General features: G+C 66.6%; 13 protein-coding genes. 7 read left to right on the top strand and 6 right to left on the bottom strand.

All coding sequences use genetic code 11. The annotated features are described in order from the left end of the window. The first annotated feature begins 9 nt into the window (after window positions 1-9). From ACOOHP_RS16165 to ACOOHP_RS16155, 3 genes are all read left to right on the top strand, one after another. Entirely contained in the window at window positions 10-1,458 is a 1,449-nt protein-coding gene (locus ACOOHP_RS16165) for a Y-family DNA polymerase (RefSeq protein ID WP_420467513.1), read from the top strand. 105 nt (window positions 1,459-1,563) lie between these two features. Then, window positions 1,564-2,097 (top strand): REP-associated tyrosine transposase, encoded by a 534-nt coding sequence (locus ACOOHP_RS16160; RefSeq protein WP_420467512.1) that lies wholly within the window; start codon window positions 1,564-1,566, stop codon window positions 2,095-2,097. 79 nt (window positions 2,098-2,176) lie between these two features. Beyond that, the gene (locus ACOOHP_RS16155) at window positions 2,177-5,407 is read left to right on the top strand and encodes an error-prone DNA polymerase (RefSeq protein ID WP_420467511.1); all 3,231 of its coding nucleotides are present in this window, start codon (window positions 2,177-2,179) and stop codon (window positions 5,405-5,407) included. Here ACOOHP_RS16155 and ACOOHP_RS16150 read toward each other — a convergent pair. Continuing rightward, the gene (locus ACOOHP_RS16150; RefSeq protein WP_420467510.1) at window positions 5,358-6,119 is read right to left on the bottom strand and encodes a DUF1461 domain-containing protein; all 762 of its coding nucleotides are present in this window, start codon (window positions 6,117-6,119) and stop codon (window positions 5,358-5,360) included. The genes ACOOHP_RS16155 and ACOOHP_RS16150 overlap by 50 nt on opposite strands. Continuing rightward, on the bottom strand, window positions 6,116-6,925 hold the full coding sequence (locus ACOOHP_RS16145) for a CPBP family intramembrane glutamic endopeptidase (protein WP_420467509.1): 810 nt from the start codon (window positions 6,923-6,925) through the stop codon (window positions 6,116-6,118). Before ACOOHP_RS16145 ends, ACOOHP_RS16150 begins: the two co-directional genes overlap by 4 nt. 77 nt (window positions 6,926-7,002) lie before the next feature. On the opposite strand from ACOOHP_RS16145, the gene ACOOHP_RS16140 reads away from it, so the two are divergent. The 4 genes from ACOOHP_RS16140 (at window position 7,003) to ACOOHP_RS16125 (ending at window position 11,930) form a co-directional block, all read left to right on the top strand. After that, window positions 7,003-8,922, top strand: a complete 1,920-nt coding sequence (locus ACOOHP_RS16140) for a hypothetical protein (protein ID WP_420467508.1) — start codon at window positions 7,003-7,005, stop codon at window positions 8,920-8,922. A gap of 39 nt (window positions 8,923-8,961) precedes the next feature. Next, window positions 8,962-9,348, top strand: a complete 387-nt coding sequence (gene apaG, locus ACOOHP_RS16135) for a Co2+/Mg2+ efflux protein ApaG (RefSeq protein WP_420467507.1) — start codon at window positions 8,962-8,964, stop codon at window positions 9,346-9,348. Window positions 9,349-9,360: 12 nt separating this feature from the next. Continuing rightward, a complete protein-coding gene (locus ACOOHP_RS16130) occupies window positions 9,361-10,050 on the top strand; it encodes a cupin domain-containing protein (protein WP_420467506.1) in 690 nt (229 codons plus the stop codon). 704 nt (window positions 10,051-10,754) lie between these two features. Next, window positions 10,755-11,930, top strand: coding sequence for an aspartyl/asparaginyl beta-hydroxylase domain-containing protein (locus tag ACOOHP_RS16125; protein ID WP_420467505.1), 1,176 nt, complete (start codon window positions 10,755-10,757; stop codon window positions 11,928-11,930). 398 nt (window positions 11,931-12,328) lie between these two features. On the opposite strand, the gene ACOOHP_RS16120 is transcribed toward ACOOHP_RS16125, so the two are convergent. The 4 genes from ACOOHP_RS16120 to ACOOHP_RS16105 form a co-directional block, all read right to left on the bottom strand. Then, window positions 12,329-13,489, bottom strand: a complete 1,161-nt coding sequence (locus ACOOHP_RS16120; RefSeq protein WP_420467504.1) for a DUF5924 family protein — start codon at window positions 13,487-13,489, stop codon at window positions 12,329-12,331. A gap of 860 nt (window positions 13,490-14,349) precedes the next feature. Further along, the gene (locus tag ACOOHP_RS16115; protein WP_420467503.1) at window positions 14,350-16,332 is read right to left on the bottom strand and encodes an SDR family oxidoreductase; all 1,983 of its coding nucleotides are present in this window, start codon (window positions 16,330-16,332) and stop codon (window positions 14,350-14,352) included. 149 nt (window positions 16,333-16,481) lie between these two features. Then, the gene (locus ACOOHP_RS16110) at window positions 16,482-17,753 is read right to left on the bottom strand and encodes an MFS transporter (RefSeq protein ID WP_420467502.1); all 1,272 of its coding nucleotides are present in this window, start codon (window positions 17,751-17,753) and stop codon (window positions 16,482-16,484) included. 189 nt (window positions 17,754-17,942) lie between these two features. Continuing rightward, window positions 17,943-19,322, bottom strand: a complete 1,380-nt coding sequence (locus ACOOHP_RS16105) for a DUF1329 domain-containing protein (RefSeq protein WP_420467501.1) — start codon at window positions 19,320-19,322, stop codon at window positions 17,943-17,945. Window positions 19,323-19,390: the final 68 nt, after the last annotated feature.

Raw genomic sequence — 19,390 nt, 5'->3', positions numbered from 1 at the left:
GATCGATCCATGCTTTGGCTCTGCCTGCACCTGCCCCGCCTGCCGCTGTCGGCACTGGATAAAGAGCCTGAAAGCGGCCCGGTGGCGGTGGTCGACCAGCACGGCGCGCAGCGCTGGCTGATCACCGACGCGCCGCATTGTCCTGCGGGCACGACGCTGCGCCGGGCCCTGCTGCTGGATCCCGAACTGAAACTGCGGGTGCGCCGACCCGTGGCCGAATCCGCGGCGCTGCACAGCCTGGCGCACTGGATTTATCGCTACGGCCAGCCGGTGACGGCGCAGATCCAGGACCTGCACGAACCCGGCCGCCTGCCGCGCGTGCTGCTGTGGGTGGAGATCGGCCAGAGCCTGAACCTGTTCGGCGGACTGGAGGTGCTGCGCGATACGCTGTGCAACGAACTGCTCGAACTCGGTCATGCCGCCCAGCTCGGCTGCGCCCCGACGCGCGCCGCCGCCGCGACGCGCGCCTGCGCCGGGCAGTCCGATGCGGTGTTCGACTTGCATGAGCTGGAAGCCCATCTGGCCGCCCTGCCGCTGAGCGTCCTGCACTGGCCGGGCGAGCGTCTGCAGGCCTTGCAGGGCGTCGGCTTTCGCAGCCTGGGGGATCTGTTCGCGGTGCCGCGTGCGGCCTTCGTCAAACGCTTCGGCGCCGCCACACGACTGGCGCTGGACCGCCTGCTGGGCCTGGCGCCCGAACCCTTCGAGGCCATCGTGCCACCCGAAACCTTCCGTCGCCGCTTCGAGCTGGCAGCCGAGATCGAGGAGGTCGAGCGCCTGCAGTTTCCGCTCCGGCGCCTGTGCAAGGAACTGCAGGCCTACCTGCGTGCATGCGACCGCGGACTGGCCAGCGTGAGCCTGAACGTGATCCACGCCGGCGCACGCGAAACCTGCATCCATGCACGCTTCGTCGATCCGCATCGCGAGGCCGATCGCATCTTCGCGGCGTTGCACGAACGCCTGGAGCGGGACGGCCTGCCGCTGCCGGCACGCGAACTGATTCTGATCGCCGAAGATTTCGCCGAGGCGATCCCCCCGCAGTCCGACCTGCTCGATCCGCGCGCCGGCCAGGCCCAGCAGTGGTCGGCCGCAGTCGATCGCATCCGCGCGCGGCTCGGCGAGGCCAGGGTCTGGTCGCCGCAGGTGCGCGAAGACCACCGGCCTGAACTGGCCGCGGCCCGGCTTGGCGCGGCGACGCCAGCAGCTTCTGCCTCAGGTCGCAAGCCGGGCTTCGCCGCGCCCGCAGTGGGATCCCGGCCCGGATTTCTCCTGACCGAACCCTGGCCGATGCCGCCGCCGCAGCTTGCGGCCGATCCTGTATTCGAGCGCATCGAGTCCGGCTGGTGGGACGGCCAGGACATCCGCCGCGACTACACCACGCTCAGCCTCAACGGCGGCCGCGCCTGGGTGTATCGCGACCTCGACACGCAGGCCTGGTTCCTGCACGGGTGGTGGTCGTGAGCGCGTCCCCCGTAGCCCGGTTTCGCGCAGCGAAGCCGGGGGTTGTTTGCACGGCATCCGCCCCGGCTCCGTTGCGCGAAACCGGGCTGCGAAGGAGGCTTGAGCATGGTCCAGTACCGTCGCGCACGAATCCCGGGTGGCAGCTTCTTCTTCACCGTCACGCTGGCCGACCGGCATTCCTCCTTGCTGATCGATCATGTCGATGCCTTGCGTGGTGCGTTTCGACAAACGCGGGCGCGCCACCCATTCAGCATCGACGCCATCGTCGTCCTGCCCGATCACCTGCACAGCCTATGGACCCTGCCGCCGGGCGATGCAGACTTTCCCGCACGCTGGCAAGGGATCAAGACGCGCTTCACGCGAGCGCTGATGGAACGCGGCCTGAGGATTCCGCGCCATCACAATGGCGAACCCGCCCTGTGGCAGCGCCGTTACTGGGAGCATGCGATACGCGACGACGAAGATCGTCGGCAGCATTTCGATTACATCCTGTTCAACCCGGTCAAGCATGGACTCGTGCGGCAAGTGCGGGATTGGCCGCATTCCTCCTTCCATCGCCATGTCCGACAGGGACTGATCCCATCCGACTGGGGTGGAACCGCCAGCGGCGACGGCGATTTCGGCGAACGTCGCGCCTGAGATTTCAGGGACCGGGGACCGGGGTCCCGGCTCCGCTGCACGGACCCGGGCTACGCGGATCGCAAGTGTCCGTGCCGTGATGAGGTCTTCTTCGCCGGCCGTCCGGGTTCACGTATCAGAGCCGGAGTGCACCGATCCCCTACCGCCCGGCGGCTACGCCGAACTGCACTGCCTGTCTGCCTTCAGCTTCCAGCGCGGCGCCTCGCAGGCACAGGAACTGTTCGAACGCGCGCGCGACCTGGGCTATACCGCGCTGGCGATCACCGACGAGTGTTCCCTGGCCGGCATCGTGCGCGCGCTGGAGGCTTCCGAGAAAACCAAGCTGCCGCTGATCGTCGGCAGCGAAGTGCAGATCGAGGACGGACCCAGGCTGGTGCTGCTGGTGCCTGACCTCGCCGCCTACCGGGCGCTGTCGGCCCTGATCACGCATGCGCGGCGACGCAGCGACAAGGGCGAGTACCGCCTGCTGCGCGAAGATTTCCTGCAGATTGCGCAGACCGCGCTGGCGCTGTGGATTCCGGATGCGGCGCCCAGCGCCGAACACGCGGCCTGGGTGCGCGACAGCTTCCCGCAACGCGCCTGGATCGCGGTGCATCGCCACCGCGCTGCCGACGATGCCGCACGCATCGACCAGTTGCGCGCACTGGGCGAGCGCTTCGGCCTGCCGCTGGTGGCGGCCGGCGACGTGCGCTACCACGCGCCCGAACGCCGGCCGCTGCACGATGTGATGACCGCCATCCGCCATCGCGTGCCGGTGGCCGAGTGCGGCCATCGCCTGCTGCCCAACGGCGAGCATCACCTGCGCCCGATCAAGACGCTGCGGGCGCTGTATCCGGCCGCATGGCTGGAAGAGAGCCTGCGCATTGCCGAGCGCTGCCGCTTTTCGATGCGCCAACTGCGCTACGACTATCCGCAGGAACTGGTGCCGGCCGGGCACACGCCGACGAGCTGGCTGCGTGAACTGAGCCTGCAGGGCATGGCGCGACGCTGGCCACAGGGCGCGCGACCGGACATCGCCGCGCAGATCGACAAGGAGCTGCACCTGATCGCCGAGATGAAGGTCGAGGCGTTTTTTCTCACCGTGTGGGACATCGTGCGCGAGGCGCACGAGCGCAACATCCTCTGCCAGGGCCGCGGCAGCGCCGCCAATTCCGCGGTGTGCTATGCGCTGGGGATCACCGAGGTCACGCCGGAAAATCACGGCCTGCTGTTCGAGCGGTTCCTGTCCAAGGAGCGCAACGAGGCGCCGGACATCGACGTCGATTTCGAGCACCAGCGGCGCGAGGAGATCATCCAGTACATCTTCGCCAAGTACACCCGCGAACGCGCCGCGCTGGCCGCCACCGTCATTCATTACCGCCGCCGCATGGCGCTGCGCGAGGTGGGCTGGGCGCTGGGCATCGACGCCGAACAGGTCGAGGCGCTGATCCGCTCGCTGGCGTGGTGGGATCGCGGCGATGTGCTCGACCAGCGTTTCCGCGAGGTCGGTCTGGATCCCGAGGCGGCACTGCCCAAGCGCTGGCTCGCCCTGGCGCGCGAACTGGTCGGCATGCCGCGGCACCTGTCGCAGCACGTCGGCGGTTTCATCATTTCCGACGTGCCGGTGTCGCAGCTGGTGCCGGTGGAAAACGCGGCGATGGCGGATCGCACCATCATCCAGTGGGACAAGGACGATCTCGAATCGCTGGGTCTGCTCAAGGTCGACGTGCTGGCACTGGGCATGCTCAGCGCGCTGCGCCGGTCGCTGGCGATGCTGTCGGCCTGGCACGGCCGCGACTTCGGATTGCGCGACCTGCCGCGCGAGGACCCCGCCACCTACGACATGATCTGCGCCGGTCGCACCATCGGCGTGTTCCAGATCGAGTCGCGCGCGCAGATGTCGATGCTGCCGCGTCTGCAGCCACGCAATTTCTACGACCTGGTGATCCAGATCTCCATCGTGCGTCCGGGACCGATTCAGGGCGGCATGGTGCATCCCTATCTGAAGCGCCGGCAGTTGCGCGAGAAGCACCCCGACACCCCGTTCGACATTCCGCAACGCCTGCACAAGGCACTGGGCCGCACCCTGGGCATTCCGCTGTTCCAGGAACAGGTGATGCAGATCGCCATCGACGGCGCCGGCTTCTCGCCCGGCGAGGCCGACCAGGTGCGCCGCTCGATGGCGGCGTGGAAGCGCCACGGCGGGCTGGAACATTTCCGTGAACGCCTGCTCGGCGGCATGGCCGCCAACGGCTTCGATCCCGCGTTCGCCGACAACATCTACCAGATGGTGCTCGGCTTCGGGTCCTACGGCTTTCCGGAATCGCACGCGGCGAGCTTCGCCCTGCTCGCCTACGCCTCGGCCTGGCTCAAGCGTCACGAGCCGGCCGCGTTCTTTGCCGGCCTGATCAACTCGCAACCCATGGGCTTCTACGCGCCAGCGCAACTGGTGCAGGAAGCCCGACGTGACGGCGTCTGCGTGTTGCCGGTCGATGCGTGTGTGAGTGCGTGGGATTGCACGCTGGAACCTCTGTCAACGGTAGCCCGGTTTCGCGCCAGCGAAGCCGGGATGTGGGCATCCGATGCCGCCCCGGCTTCGCCTGCGGCGAAACCGGACCACGGGCCTGCGCTACGCCTCGGCCTGCGCCTGGTCAGCGGCCTGTCCGAAGCCAGCGCGCTGCGCATCGTGGCGGCGCGCACGCAACACGCCTTTACCGATCTCGACGACCTGGTGCATCGCGCCGGACTCGACGCACGTGATCGGCGCCTGCTGGCGGACGCCGATGCGCTGCGTGCGCTGTCCGGGCACCGCCACCAGGCGCGCTGGTCGGCGCTGGGCGTCGAACGCCTGCCGGGGATACTCGCCGGCCATGCCGCGCGCGAGGCGCAACTCGATCTGCTGACCGCGCCCGGCGAAGGCCAGGACGTGCTCGACGACTACGCCAGCACCGGCCTGAGCCTGCGCCGCCATCCACTGGAACTGCTGCGACCGCGCCTGAACCGCCAGCGCGTGTTGCGCGCCGCCGACCTCGAACCGCTGCCCGGCGGCCGCCGCGTGAAGGTCGCCGGCCTGGTCATCAACCGTCAGCGACCCGGCACCGCCAAGGGCACCGTGTTCATGACCCTGGAAGACGAAACCGGCACTCATAACCTGATCCTGTGGCCGGCGGTGATGGAAGCGCATCGGCGCGACGCGCTGGCGGCACGCCTGCTGCTGGTGCGCGGCGAGCTGCAGAAATCCCAGGGCGTGACCCACGTGGTGGTGCAGGGCCTGACCGACCTCAGCGCCTGGATCGGCGATTTGAACGTGAGCTCGCGCGACTTTCACTAAGCACCGCTGCGCGCGCCTGCAGGCGCCAGGCCAGCGCATACAGGATGGCGACGACCATCAGCGCCAGCGCCAGCCACAGCGCGGCGATACCGCCGAACAGCACCGGCGCGCGCATCATCGTCGACATCAACGAGGCTTCGTAATAGAAAAACCAGGGGTGATCGGGCGGAAACATCACCTCGTGCAACCAGTAGAACAACGCGGTAGGCCCCACCACCAGCACCGCCAGTCCGCCCAATGCGAGCACCAGCGCGACACCGCCCAGCACCGCCGGCACCGAAGGCAGAGCCGCGCCGCGCCGCCACAGCCAGACGCTGAGCGCCAGCCAACCGATCAGCGCAACCAGCCCCACGCGCTCGAACACGCCGACCAGGCGCGCCACGTCCTGCAGGTGCAGCACCTCGTCCGCAATCAGCAGCACGCCCAGCTCGCGTCCCTGTGGGTCGTGGTAGCGCAGCTCCTGCAGGCCATTGCCGTCGTCGCGCACCGCCTGTGCAATACCGGCAAACACGCGGAAGCGCTCCTCGCGCGAGGTCAGGTGAAAGCCCGGTCGCGCGCTATTGCGCGGACCGTAGGTCTCGATGTTCTGCTCCAGACCCAGGGGCTGATAGAACAATGGATAGGCAAAGTTGACCGCGGCCAGGCCCAGCCAACTCAGATAGAACGCCGTCAGCACCAGGCCCAGGCCCCAGGCAAAGTTGCGCAGCCTCACCACGGCCACACCTGCTGCGGCCAGCGCTGCGTCTGCGCCAGGCTCATCAGGTCCATGCTCAGCGCGATGCTCATGTGCACCAGCGCACCGCCCCAGATCGAACGCGAGCGCAGCGCAATCACGCCCAGCAGAATTCCGAACGGCAGCGCGCCGAAGGCCTCGGCCGTGGGCTTCGGAAAGTGGATCATCAGGTAGGGCACCACCATGACAAAGATCGCGGCAGCGCCGAAACGCGGCGCCAGCGCGTGCAGCAGAAAGCCGCGAAAGAAGAATTCCAGCATCACGAACTGCGACATGTACACCAGCTGCCACAGGCCAAAATCCAGCCACGAACGCCCGGCCTTTGAATAGAACGGATAAGTGTGTTGAAAACTCTGTGTGTGGCTGGCGATGAAGGCGAACAGCACGATCACCGCGATCAGCACGCCGCAGGCCGGCAGCCAGCGCGTGGTGTCGCCCCAACCGGCGCCGAACTCGGCCAGCGGCCGGCGCAGCACATAGCGCACGAACCACAGCGGCACCAGCACATAACCGAGCAAGTGCACCACGCCCCACCACGCATGCGTAAGCAGTTCCGCCCACGGCCCGGAGCGAAACGCGCGCAGGGTCTGCACATCCCACAGCCACTGGATGCCGGCGAACAGCGTGCTGGCGTACTTCAGGTAATGGATGCCGAACAGGCACAGACCGGTGACCGCCAGCAGCGCAGCGACCGGCTTCCAGTCAGCGTCGGCCGCCGGGTCGCGCCACTGCGCATCGGCACGGTCGAACACGTTCAGCAGTCGTTGCCAGGTGCGGCGCAGCATGTCGGGTCTGGAATAGGGCGGGCGCACGCAATGTAGGAGAACACGGCGGCGTTGCACACGTGTGCGAGCATCCCACCATGAGATTCCCGGGTCTGATCGGACTGAGCCTGCTGTTGTCGGCGGCGCCTGCCAAGGCGCTGGACATCGAGCTGCAGATCGGGTCGATGCAGTTGCCGGGCGTCGAGCAAGCCATTACCGACATTGCGCTGCAGGGTCGCCTGCAAGCCGGTGCCGGGCAGGTCGCCATGCGCGATGCGCGGCTGCAATGGCGCCATTCCGACGGGATCATCGGCAAGGCACAGGCCAGCGTGGAAGTGGACGGCCGCACCCGCAAGCTGGTGCTGCAGTCCGACGCACTGCAACTGGCGCCCCTGATCGCGATGCTGCGCGACCGGGTTGCTGCGGCCGAACAGCACGACCTGCTAGCCAGCGGCGTGGCTGCACTGGAGCTGCGCGCACAACAGCGCGGCGCGCAATGGCAGGTCGATGTCCAGCTCCGCCTGCAAGACCTTGCCGCCAGCGTCCAGGGCGGGCGCCACGCCGGCGAGCAATTGACGCTGCAGATCGTGCTGAAGGCGCAGGGCAGCGCGCAGGCGGTAAGCCTGCAATCCGACCTGCGCCTTACCGCCGGCCAGGCCTACGTGGAGCCGGTATTCGTGGATTTTTCGCAAGCGCCCGCCACGCTGGCCTTCCAGCTTGAATCCACCGGCCAACCGGACCCTTCCGCCCCGTCGACCTGGCAGGTGAGCGCACTGCACGCTCGGCAGAGCGGCGTGGGCGAAGCGCACGGTGCGGCGGCGCTGCGTCTGCCCGGCCCGCAGCTGCACAACGCAAGGCTGCGCTGGAACGCCCTGCAACTGGGACCGGCTTTCGCCACCTACGCGCAGCCCTTTCTGGTCGGCGGCGTGCTTGAGCAGGCGCAGCCGGGTGGCCGCTCTTCGGGTGAGCTGATCTGGCGCGACGGTGGCGTCGAACAGCTGCAAGCGAGCTTGCAGGACGCAGCGCTGCAACTGCCGGCACAAGCCCTGCAACTGCACGGGCTGGACGGCGAAGTGAACTGGCATCGCACGGCGCCGACGGCGTCCGGTCCACAACCGCACGCGCGGCCCGACTCGCAGCTCGACTGGCGCGGCGGAAAGATCGGCGGACTCGAACTGGGCGCCAGCGCGCTGCGCTTTCGCACCCACGCGCGCGCCTTCGAACTGCTGGCGCCGCTGCGGGTGCCGATGGCTGGCGGCGCACTGCGATTCGACCGCCTGCGCTTCCAGCAGTTGGGCCAGCCCGGCATGGATGCGCAGCTCCAGGCCGAGATCGAACCCCTGGAGCTGGCCGCCCTGTGTCGCGGCTTCGGCTGGCCCGAGTTCAGCGGCACTCTGGCCGGGCGCATCCCCGGCGTGCGTCTGCACGACGGTGAACTGGAGGTGGACGGCGGCCTCACCGCGCAGGCCTTCGATGGCCAGATGTCGGTGCAGTCCCTGCGCGTGCTCGATCCGTTCGGGCGTCTGCCGCGGGTGGCGGCCGACATTCACTTGCGCAATCTGGACCTGGGCCAACTCACCAGCGCGTTCTCGTTCGGTCGAATCGAAGGCCGTCTTGAGGGCGACGTCGAAGACCTGCGCCTGCTGGACTGGAAGCCGGTGGCCTTCCGCGCGCACCTGGGCACGCCGGAAGGAGATCGCTCACGCAAGCGCATTTCGCAGCGCGCCATCGATACCTTGTCGTCGATCGGCGGCGGACCCACCGGCATGCTTTCGCGCGGCGCGCTGGGACTGTTCGACGACTTCGCCTACGCGCGCATCGGCTGGAGTTGCACCCTGTCCAAGGGCGTGTGCGTGATGGATGGCATCGAGCCCGCCGACAACGGCGGCTACGTGCTGGTCAAGGGCCGCTGGCTGCCGCGCATCGACGTGGTGGGCTACAACCGCCGGGTGGACTGGAACACCTTCGTGCAGCAACTGGTCAGCGCCACCCGCAGCGGGCCGGTACAAGTGCGCTGAAGGCAGTCTGTCGTGGCCGGCGCGGCGCTAGAATGCGCCATGTCCAATACCCTGACCCGAGGCGTGCGCATCGTGGCGCAGCCGCGCTTTGTTCCGGAGCAATCCGACCCGGCCTCGCGCCGCTATTTCTTCGCCTACCACATCACCATCCGCAACGAGTCCGACATTGCCGTGCAGTTGATGACGCGGCACTGGGTCATCACCAACGGCGAAGGCAAGGTCGAGGAAGTGCGCGGCCCCGGCGTGGTCGGCCACCAGCCGCTGCTGGCGCCGGGCGAAGCCTTCGAATACACCAGCGCCTGCCCGCTGGACACACCAGTGGGCACCATGCACGGCGAGTTCGGCATGATCCGCGCCGACACCCGCGAAGGCTTCGACGCCAGGATCGCGCCGTTCCGCCTGGCCGTGCCCAGCGCGCTGAACTGAGCCAGGCGGGTCATGCCCACCTTCAACGCAGATCCGGCGCAAAGGGCCTTGCTGCACACCGACCGGATCGAGTGGGCGCCCTCGCCGCTGCCCGGTGTGACCCGCCGCATGCTGGCACGCACCGGCGATGAGATCGCACGCGCCACCAGCATCGTGCGCTACGCGCCGGGCTCCGTCTTCAGCGCCCACACCCACGGCGGCGGCGAAGAATTTCTGGTGCTGGAAGGCGTGTTCTCCGACGAGCATGGCGACTATCCCGCCGGCTGGTACCTGCGAAACCCGCCCGGCACCTCGCACACACCCTCCTCGTCGCCGGGCTGCCTGATCTTCGTCAAGCAATGGCGCTTCGCGGCAGACGATCTCACCCCCGTGCGGCTGAACACCCACGCTGCCAAAGCCTGGACATCGACGCGCGACACTGGCGTAGAAGTCTGCCCGCTGCATCGCTACGGCCCGCAACTCACCGTGCTGGAACGCTGGGCACCGCACGCGGAATCCACCCACGACGCAGCGCCGCATGGCGAAGAATTACTGGTGATCGAAGGTGAACTCAGCGACGACCACGGCCGCTACCCCGCGGGTACCTGGCTGCGCCAGCCGTTGCGCGCCGGCGTGACGCGCCGTGCTGGGCCTGCAGGTGCGCGGGTGTATCGAGAGACCGGGGCAAGTCACGTGCCGCTGATCCGGTTGCCGAGTACTTGAGACGGCGGGTCAGCGGTTCTCAGGCTGATGCGACGGCGTCGTCAGCGTGGCTTGAGCGCACCATGGCCACGATCTGACGCAGCAGGCGTTACGTCAAGCAGACTTGAGAATGGCGGCGGTGTGTCAGGAGCTGACCGCCGACGCTGACCGTTATCGAGCGGCCCGACCCCGGCTGCAAGAGCTTGGTGCGACTCACGGAGCAGGATCGATTCGCCGCCCCTGCTATCAAGACTTGGCTACGCGCCTCGTGCGACCGCTCCATGACGCAACCGCCCTGCGCCAGCGCCGCGTAGACGGCGCCGCGTAGACGGCGCCGCCAACAGACCCCTCCTTCCTTCGCCGCGGCAATCACTTCTAGCCCGCATTTCTCACAGGGGGATCGAGCGATGGCCGTCGGTCGAGGACGTGCAGGGCGCCGGGGTGGAGCGAACCCCATAGTGGTTCTATGGGGTGAGTGAACCCCAAGCTCTGCGCGCCACAGACAGGCCAGCGCCGGCGTTTGGCTAACAGGGAGTGACATTGAGTCACTCCCTGCCAAGGCCAAACGCGCCGGAGAATCCTCCGACAGTCTGTTTCTGAAGCAAGCGTGAAGAACGCTGTGAGTATAGAAACTGGCAAGGGATTCTCCGGCGACCTGTGAGAAATGCGGGCTAGTTGCCGCCGCGTCGACTACGCTACCAGCTGCCTCTAGAATCCAGGCAGCCGTGTCCGCCAAGACCCCGACCGAGATGGAATTCAACGCTGCCGCCGTCAAGGCCATGGCAGCGAACGCTCCCGCGCGCGCGAAGGAAATTCTCCGTGACGCCATCCGCGCTTACCCGAAAAATCCTGTGTTGTGGATCAATCTGGCGGCCGCGCACCAGGCATTGTCGGACCTTCCGGCGGCGCTGTTAGCCGTGGGTGAGGCGCTCAAGATCGAGCCGCTTTCATTTTCCGCGCTTCTGTTCAAGGCCACATTGCTCGAAAAACAGGGACGCGACAATGAGGCCGCGCTCGCTTACGGCGATGCGCTCACTCAGGCTCCGCCGGAGAACAGGCTCGACGCTGCCGCGTTGCACGTGTTGCGCCGAGCGAGGGAAGTCCATCAGCGTTACGTCGCGCAGTTGAGCGCTTATGTACGGCGCGAGCTGGGTGCGCCGAACGTAGCTTCCGCCGACTCACGGCGCATGGAACTTTTCATCGACGCGAGTCTGGGGACGCGCAAGATTTTCCGCCAGGAGCCGAGCCATTTTTGTTATCCGGAATTGCCGGCCATCGAGTTCTACGAGCGCGAAGAGTTTCCCTGGCTCGCGGATTTCGAGTCGGCAACCGCGGATATGCGCGCGGAACTCACTCAGGTGCTTGCGGAAGATCGCGAGCTCATTCCATACGTCAATTTCTCTAACGCGGCGCCCAATCAGTGGGCGGAACTCAACCGCTCTCCGCGCTGGAGCGCTTTCCATTTTCATCAAGGCGGCAAGCGTTTCGACGAGAATTGCGCGCGCTGCCCGCGCACGGTGGAAGCCGTGGACCGCATTCCGCAACCGCGCATTGAAAGCATATTGCCGAATACGATGTACTCGGTGCTCAAGCCTAGAACTCGGATTCCTCCGCACACGGGCCCGAACAATGTGCGACTGGTGGTGCATCTGCCGCTCGTAGTTCCACAAGGCTGCGGCTTCAGAGTTGGCAACCAGACCCGGCAGTGGCGTGAAGGGCAGGCGTGGGTTTTTGACGACACCATTGAACATGAAGCCTGGAACGAGAGCGATGAAGTGCGCGTCGTTCTCATCTGCGACACCTGGAATCCGCGTCTGTCCACCACCGAGCGCGACTTGATCTCCACCGTCATGCTCGCGATGCACCGCTTCGACGGCTTCACCTTGAAGAGCGATGTGTGATGGCCCGGGTCGCTGAAGCGGCCTTCCCGCAGGCCGAAGCGCTGCGCAAGGCCGGGCGCTTTGCCGAGGCGGCGTTGATCGCCGGCTCTCACAAAGGCTGGGCGGCAGGGACGTAGCGTGCGGCGTGTAGTTAACCCTGCTTTACGCTAGCGCAAATACAACGCTGTCATCAGCAGGATCAGGCGTTCCCAACTGGGAGGAGCGTCCGCTTTCGAGCATGACAAATTAGTGCTCGGCGGTCCGCTTGGGGGCTGTAGTGAGGCACACGTGCAGAGCTGTAGGCAGCCGCTTCAAAATGGATTCCTGACCAGGACCCATAGGGCCGGTCGGTACGCGAGCAACACAGCGCTCGAATTTCCTGCGAACCGCAGCCCATCAAGATCAAACACCCAGCCGGATCACTCCACGACAAAACGCATGCGCGCAATCAACTGACTATCCGGCGTGCGCAGGTCCACGCGCCAGCGGCCGCGTGGATCGGCGGGGAAATTCTCCTTGCGGCTGTAAGTGCGAAACCCTTCTTCGCGGCCGCCGGAGATCAATGCGGGAATACGGTCCACGGACTCGCCGTGCTGGCGCCATTCGAACACCACGGCCTGCGACAGACCCACCGGCGCGCGCACTGCCACGAACGCCGACGCACCCTGTGCGCGCAGGGTGTCGACGGTCATGCGCTGCACGCTTGGGCCTGGCTCAAGGCCATCGACGTAGTGCGCGATGCGGGCGTCGCGCACCCACAAGCCGGCAGGCGGAATCAGGCCACGCAGTCCCCACATCAACCCGAATGCGGCGACCAGGGCGACGCAGCCGATCATCCTGAGCTTCCAGGTGCTGACCGCCAACAGCATCCGCGGCAAGCTCAGCAGCAGGCTCAGGGCGGTGATTCCGAGCGCCATCGGCAAGGCCTGATCCAGCGGCAGATGCAGCACGATGGGCAACACCACCAGCGCGGCGATCAGGGTGCAGTAGGCGTGCAAGGCGCTGGACAGACCGGCGTGCGGCGCAATGCGGTGCAGGTAGATCGGGTCCAGGCTCACCGCCAGGGCAACCAACGCCGCGAAGGCCATGAACACGATATGCCCCGGCACCAGCAACGTCGCGCCGAACATGAAGGGCAGCGAGAAGAACAGGATCTCCTGCTGGATCTGCTGGGTCACGAAGCGCACGGCGCTGATGCTCAAGCGCCCCTTGGAGCGCGCCACCACCCAGCGCCCGAGCAGGTTCTCGGCCAGCAGCCAGGGCCAACCGACGAGCGCAATGATGGCCACGCCGCGGGCCAGCGCTTCGCCGCGCTGGAACAGAAAGAAGCCCACCCAACCGAGCAGAAAACTGGCGCTGGGCAGCAGCCAGGGGAAGCGGTCAAGAAAGACTTCGGCTCGTTCCAGAAGGCGCTGAGCACGTGAGGCGGTGGTGGCCAGTGGTGGGTGCGGCGGTTCCGGCGCGGGGGCCGGCGCGGCGGCGGGCCGCGGTGGCGACTGCGGCTGCGGCTGCGGCTGCGGTCGTAATTCCGGTAAGACACGAGGCGCTGCCAATGGCGGCAGCAACGGCGCTTGGGACACGGGTGTCGGGCCCGGTGCACGCAGCAAGGGTCGCGACTCGCGCTCGAGCGACGGTTCCTGGGCGAGTTCGGGAACCGGCTCGACCTTCGGTTCCGGCGCGGGCGGTGGTGCGGCACGCGGTTCTATCGGTGTCTCAGTGTCGTGCCAGAGCGGCGGTGGTGGCGAGGGCGCTGGCGCCAGTCGCGATGCGTGGTCGGAGGCCGGGTGCGAACGGCGCGTTGTTCGCTCGAGCCTGGGTTCGCAAGTGGGTTCGGCTCTTGCCTCAGGCGCGGGCGGCGGCGGCGCGCGCAGTTCTATCGGAGGGGCGGATTCAGGCCGGGTCGGTGGTGGCGGCGCATACAACGGCGGCAGCGACGGCTCCGACTTTGGCGTCGAGGGTTCCAGAGTGGGCGTGATCTTTGGGCTCATGCCGCGCGGGCGGGGCAGGTTGCCAAGCTGGAGTCTGTGATGGGCATCGACACGGTTCCCGGCTGCCTGGGTTCATGTTCTGTTTGCGGGTGGCGAGGGTGACAGCCGAGGATGAAGCGTGGCTGTCCGGTTCAGAGGCAAAAGCGACGTGGGCGGCTTTGATCCGGCCTGACTTGGTAGCTGGGCCTGACGGCGGGCGCGCCCCCCCTACCACCGCGGCGAATTTGTCTGCGTCGAGGTCAGGGGCTCGTACAGAAACCACTCGCTTGCCCGCTGCGACTTCGTCGCGGCGGCTTCGTGTCTGCGTCGAGATCAGGGGCTTGTACGAAACCACGGCCTTGCCCGCTGTGGCTACGCCACGGCGGCTTTGCGCTAACTTCGAGATCAGGGGCTCGTACAGAAACCACTCGCTTGCCCGCTGCGACTTCGTCGCGGCGGGGTGCTCGGGTTTCTCACCAATGCTCCCCCTTGAAAACATTGGCGAAGACGACTTGTTCGAGGCTGGGCTTGGCGCCTTCCTTGCGCCCCTTGGCGGCGGAGGAGGATGGGAACAATTGGAAGCCCTTGGACAGGATGTAGTCGTTCATCTTGGGCCACAGCGCGTAGCTGATCGACGCCGCGGTGCCGAGCGTGGTGGCGACCGACTTGGGGCGGTCGATGATGGCCTTGATCACCGTGTTGGCGGCGTCGTCCGGGCTCCAGGTGGGCACGTAGTCGTAGATCTTGGTGGGCGCGATCATCGGCGTGCGCACCAGCGGCATGTAGATGGCGGTGGTGTGGATGTTGTGCGCGCGCACCTCGGCCGACACGCAGCGGGTGAAGGCGTCCAGTGCGGCCTTGCTGGCCACGTACGCCGAGAAGCGCGCGGCGTTGGCGAGCACGCCGATGGAGCTGATGTTGATGATATGCCCGCTATTGCGCTTGGCCATGGTCGGCAGCAGTGCAAGGATCAGGCGCACGCTGCCGAAGTAGTTGAGCTGCATGGTGCGCTCGAAGTCATGAAAGCGCGTGGTGGATTCCATCACGCCGCGACGGATCGAACGACCGGCGTTGTTGATCAGAATGTCGACGTGGCTGAAGTCGTGCAGCACTTCGGCGGCCATGCGGTCGATGTCCTTCATGTCGGACAGATCGCACGGATACACGTGCGCTTCGCCGCCGGCCTTTTCGATGATCGATTGGGTCTCGTCGAGCTTGTCCTTGGTGCGTGCCACCAGGATCACCTTGGCGCCGGCGGCGGCGAGCTTCTTGGAGGTGTTGAAACCGATCCCACTGGAAGCGCCGGTGACCAGCACCACCTTGCCGGCCAGCTTCTGCATCTGCCGCGGCGTGATCCTGACCTTGAGATCGAGGAACAGCTCCCAGTACTGCCACAGCTTGTCGACGTAGTCGCGGATGTCCGGGCAGCGGATGCCGGTGTCCTTGAGCGCGGCGCGCGCCTGACGGTCGTCGAACACCGCCAGATTGAAGGCATAGCCCAGCACCGACAGCGGCACGCCGATGGCTTCGGCGACCTGTTTCTTGGTGCGCTCGGGCACTGCGCGTTGCAGCCGCGAGCTGAGCTTCTTCATTGACGGCGACAGCTTGGGAATGTTGATGCGCTTACCGAACTCCGGCCCGTGCGCCGCTTCCAGGAACGCCTGCAACAGATCACCGACGCTGGGCGAATTGGACTGCATCAGGTGAAAGCATTTTCCGTCCAGGCCGGGCTTGTGGGCGATGGCATCCATCGCCGCGGCGATGTAGTCCACCGGCGCCACCGCCACTTTCCCGCCTTCGATGCCCAGCAGCGGCAGCCACTTGGGCACGCGGTAGGAGATCTGCTGGATCGCCTTGGCGAAGTAGTAGGGGCCGTCGATCTTGTCCATCTCGCCGGTCTCGGAATGGCCGACGACCACGCCCGGGCGATAGATGCGGAACGGCACCGTGGCCTCGTTGAGCACGATGGCCTCGGATTCGTACTTGGTGCGGTAGTACGGATGCGACAGGCGCTGGCCTTCGTCGAACATGTCCTCGGTGAACTTGCCGACGAAATCGCCGCCAGCCACCGCCACGCTGGAGACGTGATGCAGCACCACGTTGCCGCCCAGTTCACCCACGAAGTTGACGACGTTGCGCGTGCCCTCGTTGTTGACGCGATCGGCGGTGGCGTCGTCCATGTTCATGTCGTATACGGCGGCCAGGTGGAACACATGGTCCACCTTGTTCTTGAGCTTCTTGAGATCTTCTGGCGCCACCAGGCCAGGCACGGTGATGTCGCCGTTGATAATGTGCAGACGCTTCACCGCATCGCCGTAACGCTCGGCCATGAGTTCGAACTTGTCCTGCGAGGCCTCGCGCACCAGCACGTGGACCTTGGCGTCCTCACGCGCCAGCAGACGCTCCAGCAGAAACTTGCCGATGAAGCCGGTGGCACCGGTGACGAAGTAATTCATCGCGACTCTCCCAGGATTCTCGTGGCCGTAGCGGCGGCGCTAGTGTAGCGGCGCGCTCCCGCGACTCCTTTGCAGTGGCGACAGCCCGGCCACGCCCCAGGGCCGGCGTGGCGCGCCTGCTTCGGCCAGCTCGGGAATATCGCCCCGGCTCAGGGGCGGTGCTCAGGCTCCCGGGCTTCGGACCCGCCCGGTTCGGCGGCAGCGCCGGTTTCCGGCACGTCGCCAGCGCGCTGGACCGCATCGCTGCCCACCAGATCCAGCACCGTCGGCGTGGTGCGCACCATTGCCACGAAGGGCTGCGGATGCGCGGACACGCGCTCGAAGTTGAGCACGCGGTAGGCGGCAAAGCCGGCCAGCGCCAGGCCGATCACCGCGAAGTAGATCAGCAGCGAGGTCGGCCCCAGCACGCTCATGGTCAGGCCCGCCAGCGCCGGACCCAGCGCAGCGCCGACGCCGTACACCAGCAACATGCCGGACGAGGCTTCCAGGATCTCCGCCGGCTCCACGAAGTCGATGGCATGCGCCACGCTGATCGAGTACAGCGAAAACGAGGTGCCTCCGAACAGCAGCATCGCGATCAGCAGCGGCGGCCCTGCACTGGCCAGCACCGCCGCCAGCAGCGCCACCACGGCGGTCGCCAGGCTCACGATGGCCAACACGCGGCGGCGGTCGCCGCGGTCCGACCACAAGCCCAGCGGCCATTGCAGCGCAGCACCCCCGATGACCGTCGCGCTCATGAAGTGCGCCACGCCGGTGGCGTCGAAGCCCAGCTGCTGCGCCATGACCGGCCCCATGCCCCAGAACCCGCCCAGCATGACGCCGGAGGCAAATGCACCGACCACCGCAACCGCGGCAATGCGATAGAGCTTCAGCGGTCCCAGCCGCGGCGTCTGCACCAGTTCCGGCTGGCCCATGCGGGTCAGGGTCACCGGAATCAGCGCCGCAGAGAACAGGATGGACACCAGACCGAACAACACCAGCTTTGCCGGATCGTCGAACAGGATCAGGTACTGCCCGGCGGCCAGCGCCAGCAGGTTCACCATCATGTACACCGCGAACAACCGCCCGCGCAGGGCAGGCGTGGCCTGTACGTTGAGCCAGCTCTCGATCACCGTGTACAGCCCTACCAGGCAGATGCCGGTGACCACACGGCCCACCGCCCAGCCCAGCGGGGTGACCCAGATGCCGTGCACGATGGCCGCGATGGAGGCCAGCGATGCCAGCATCGAGAACGCGCGGATGTGGCCGATGCGCCGGATCAATGGCGGCGAGAGATAAGTGCCGATGAAGAATCCGACGAAATAGGCCGACATGATCAGGCCCAGAGTCGTGGTGGCAAAACCCTCCAGCCCGCCGCGCAGCGCCAGCAAGGTACCGAGCAGGCCGCTGCCGAACAACAGCAAGGCGACACCCAGCAACAACGATGACGCACGTCCGACAGCGGCGATGGGGGCGTTCAGGGCAGCGGGTCCGGTGGGTTGTGGCAGGTCGGGCGGGGAGCCCAACTGCCGACACTGCCACGACCGGCAGGTTCACGAAACCCCTTCGAAGCGCGGCACGGTGCGCCGTGCCGGCCTGCGCGACTGCGGTCGCGCTGCCGGGCGAGCTGGCTAGCTGCTGCCCAGCCGCATCAGCGCCGCTTGGGTCAAATAGGTCTCGTGCATCTCCGGCGAGTTGGCACCGCTGAAGTGCGAGTTCTCGATCTGCCTCACCTGTTCGAGTCGGGTCACCGAGCCGGTCTGCAGGTTGGATGCGGTGACGTGGGTCCAGCTCCAGTACGGGTGCTTGCCATCCATCACGCGCTTGTCGCCGGACTCGTAGAGCGAGTACGCCCCGTCGAAGGAGCGATAGGGCTCGCCGCGACGATCGTAGGTCACCATGCCGACCACGACCTGATTGCGCGCGTCGAACCAGACGCGCTTCTTGGACACTGGCGCGCGCGGAAACTTGGTGGGCTCGGCCTCGACAATGATGGCTTCGGGAATCATCTCCACCGCTGCGTTCCAGAAGCTCTGCCCCTGCTTGCCGCCGTGGGTGCCGTGCTCCCAGTTGTCGTGCTCGGCATTCCAGTTCTGCGACAGCCCCGCCAGGAAAGGACCGCGGCCGACGATTCGGTAATTGCTCCAGGTGTGCAGCGGGTCGCCCGCTGCCCAGGCATCGGACAGATACAGCGACAAGCCCGGCAGCAAGGGTTCGAAGCGCTGCTCGGAAGGGAACTGGCGCACGCGGCGGAATTCCGGAACGAAGCCGTACAGATCCGGGAAGCGGCTGTGGTCGTAATGCCAGTTGCTCAGAAAGGACGTGCCTCGGAAAGCGTAGGGCTTGGTGAAGAACACGCTCTGATAGCGTAGTCGGTCCTCGTGGCCGGGCCAGTAGGGCTTGGGCTCCATCACCACCCGGGCCACCGGCGACAGCTCCGCCCAGCCGCCGGCGTAGTCGAACTTGATCTTGCCGTCGGCCTCCACCTCTTTCATCGTCACCGCGTAGAACGACGCGTCGTGACGGCCCCAGCTCAAGGTCTGCGCGGCAAACAGTTCAATCCCGTTCTTGGGATCGGGGAAAGGATTGCCGCCGATCCATGGTCGTCCATCGGGTGCCACCACATCGCCCTTGTCGTCGAAGCGCGCCTTGCCGGCGTTGCTCAGCGTGGCCTCGATGTACTCCCAGGGCGAGGTGCGCATGACATCGGTGGTCGTCGGCACCACCGTGAGCCGGCGGCCCTGCTCAAGGATCTGCCGATAGCGGATCGGCTCCATCAGATCCTTGACGTGTTCGACATTGCTGGCGTCGATGACATCGCCGGTCTTGATCTTGCCTTTGGTGTAGGCGTCGATCGACAGCAGCTCGTCCGGATAGGCCTTGCTGATGTCTCCGGTCGCCGCGATCGCCTTGGCCAGGGGCATCAGCACGCCGGTTGCAAGTACGCCCTTGGCGGCATCGCCCAGGAACTTCCGGCGACTGAAGTCGCGGGGATATCTGCGGATCAGCATGATGTTCGCCTCACGACGAGGTCCTGTGACGGAAAAGCCGGCGGCGTGGGTCGCACGCCGCCGGTAAA

Origin of the sequence: Panacagrimonas sp. (assembly GCF_965216805.1) — a bacterium.
In the GTDB taxonomy this organism is placed as follows: Bacteria; Pseudomonadota; Gammaproteobacteria; order Nevskiales; family Nevskiaceae; genus Panacagrimonas.
This window is presented reverse-complemented; position numbering and strand designations above follow the sequence as displayed.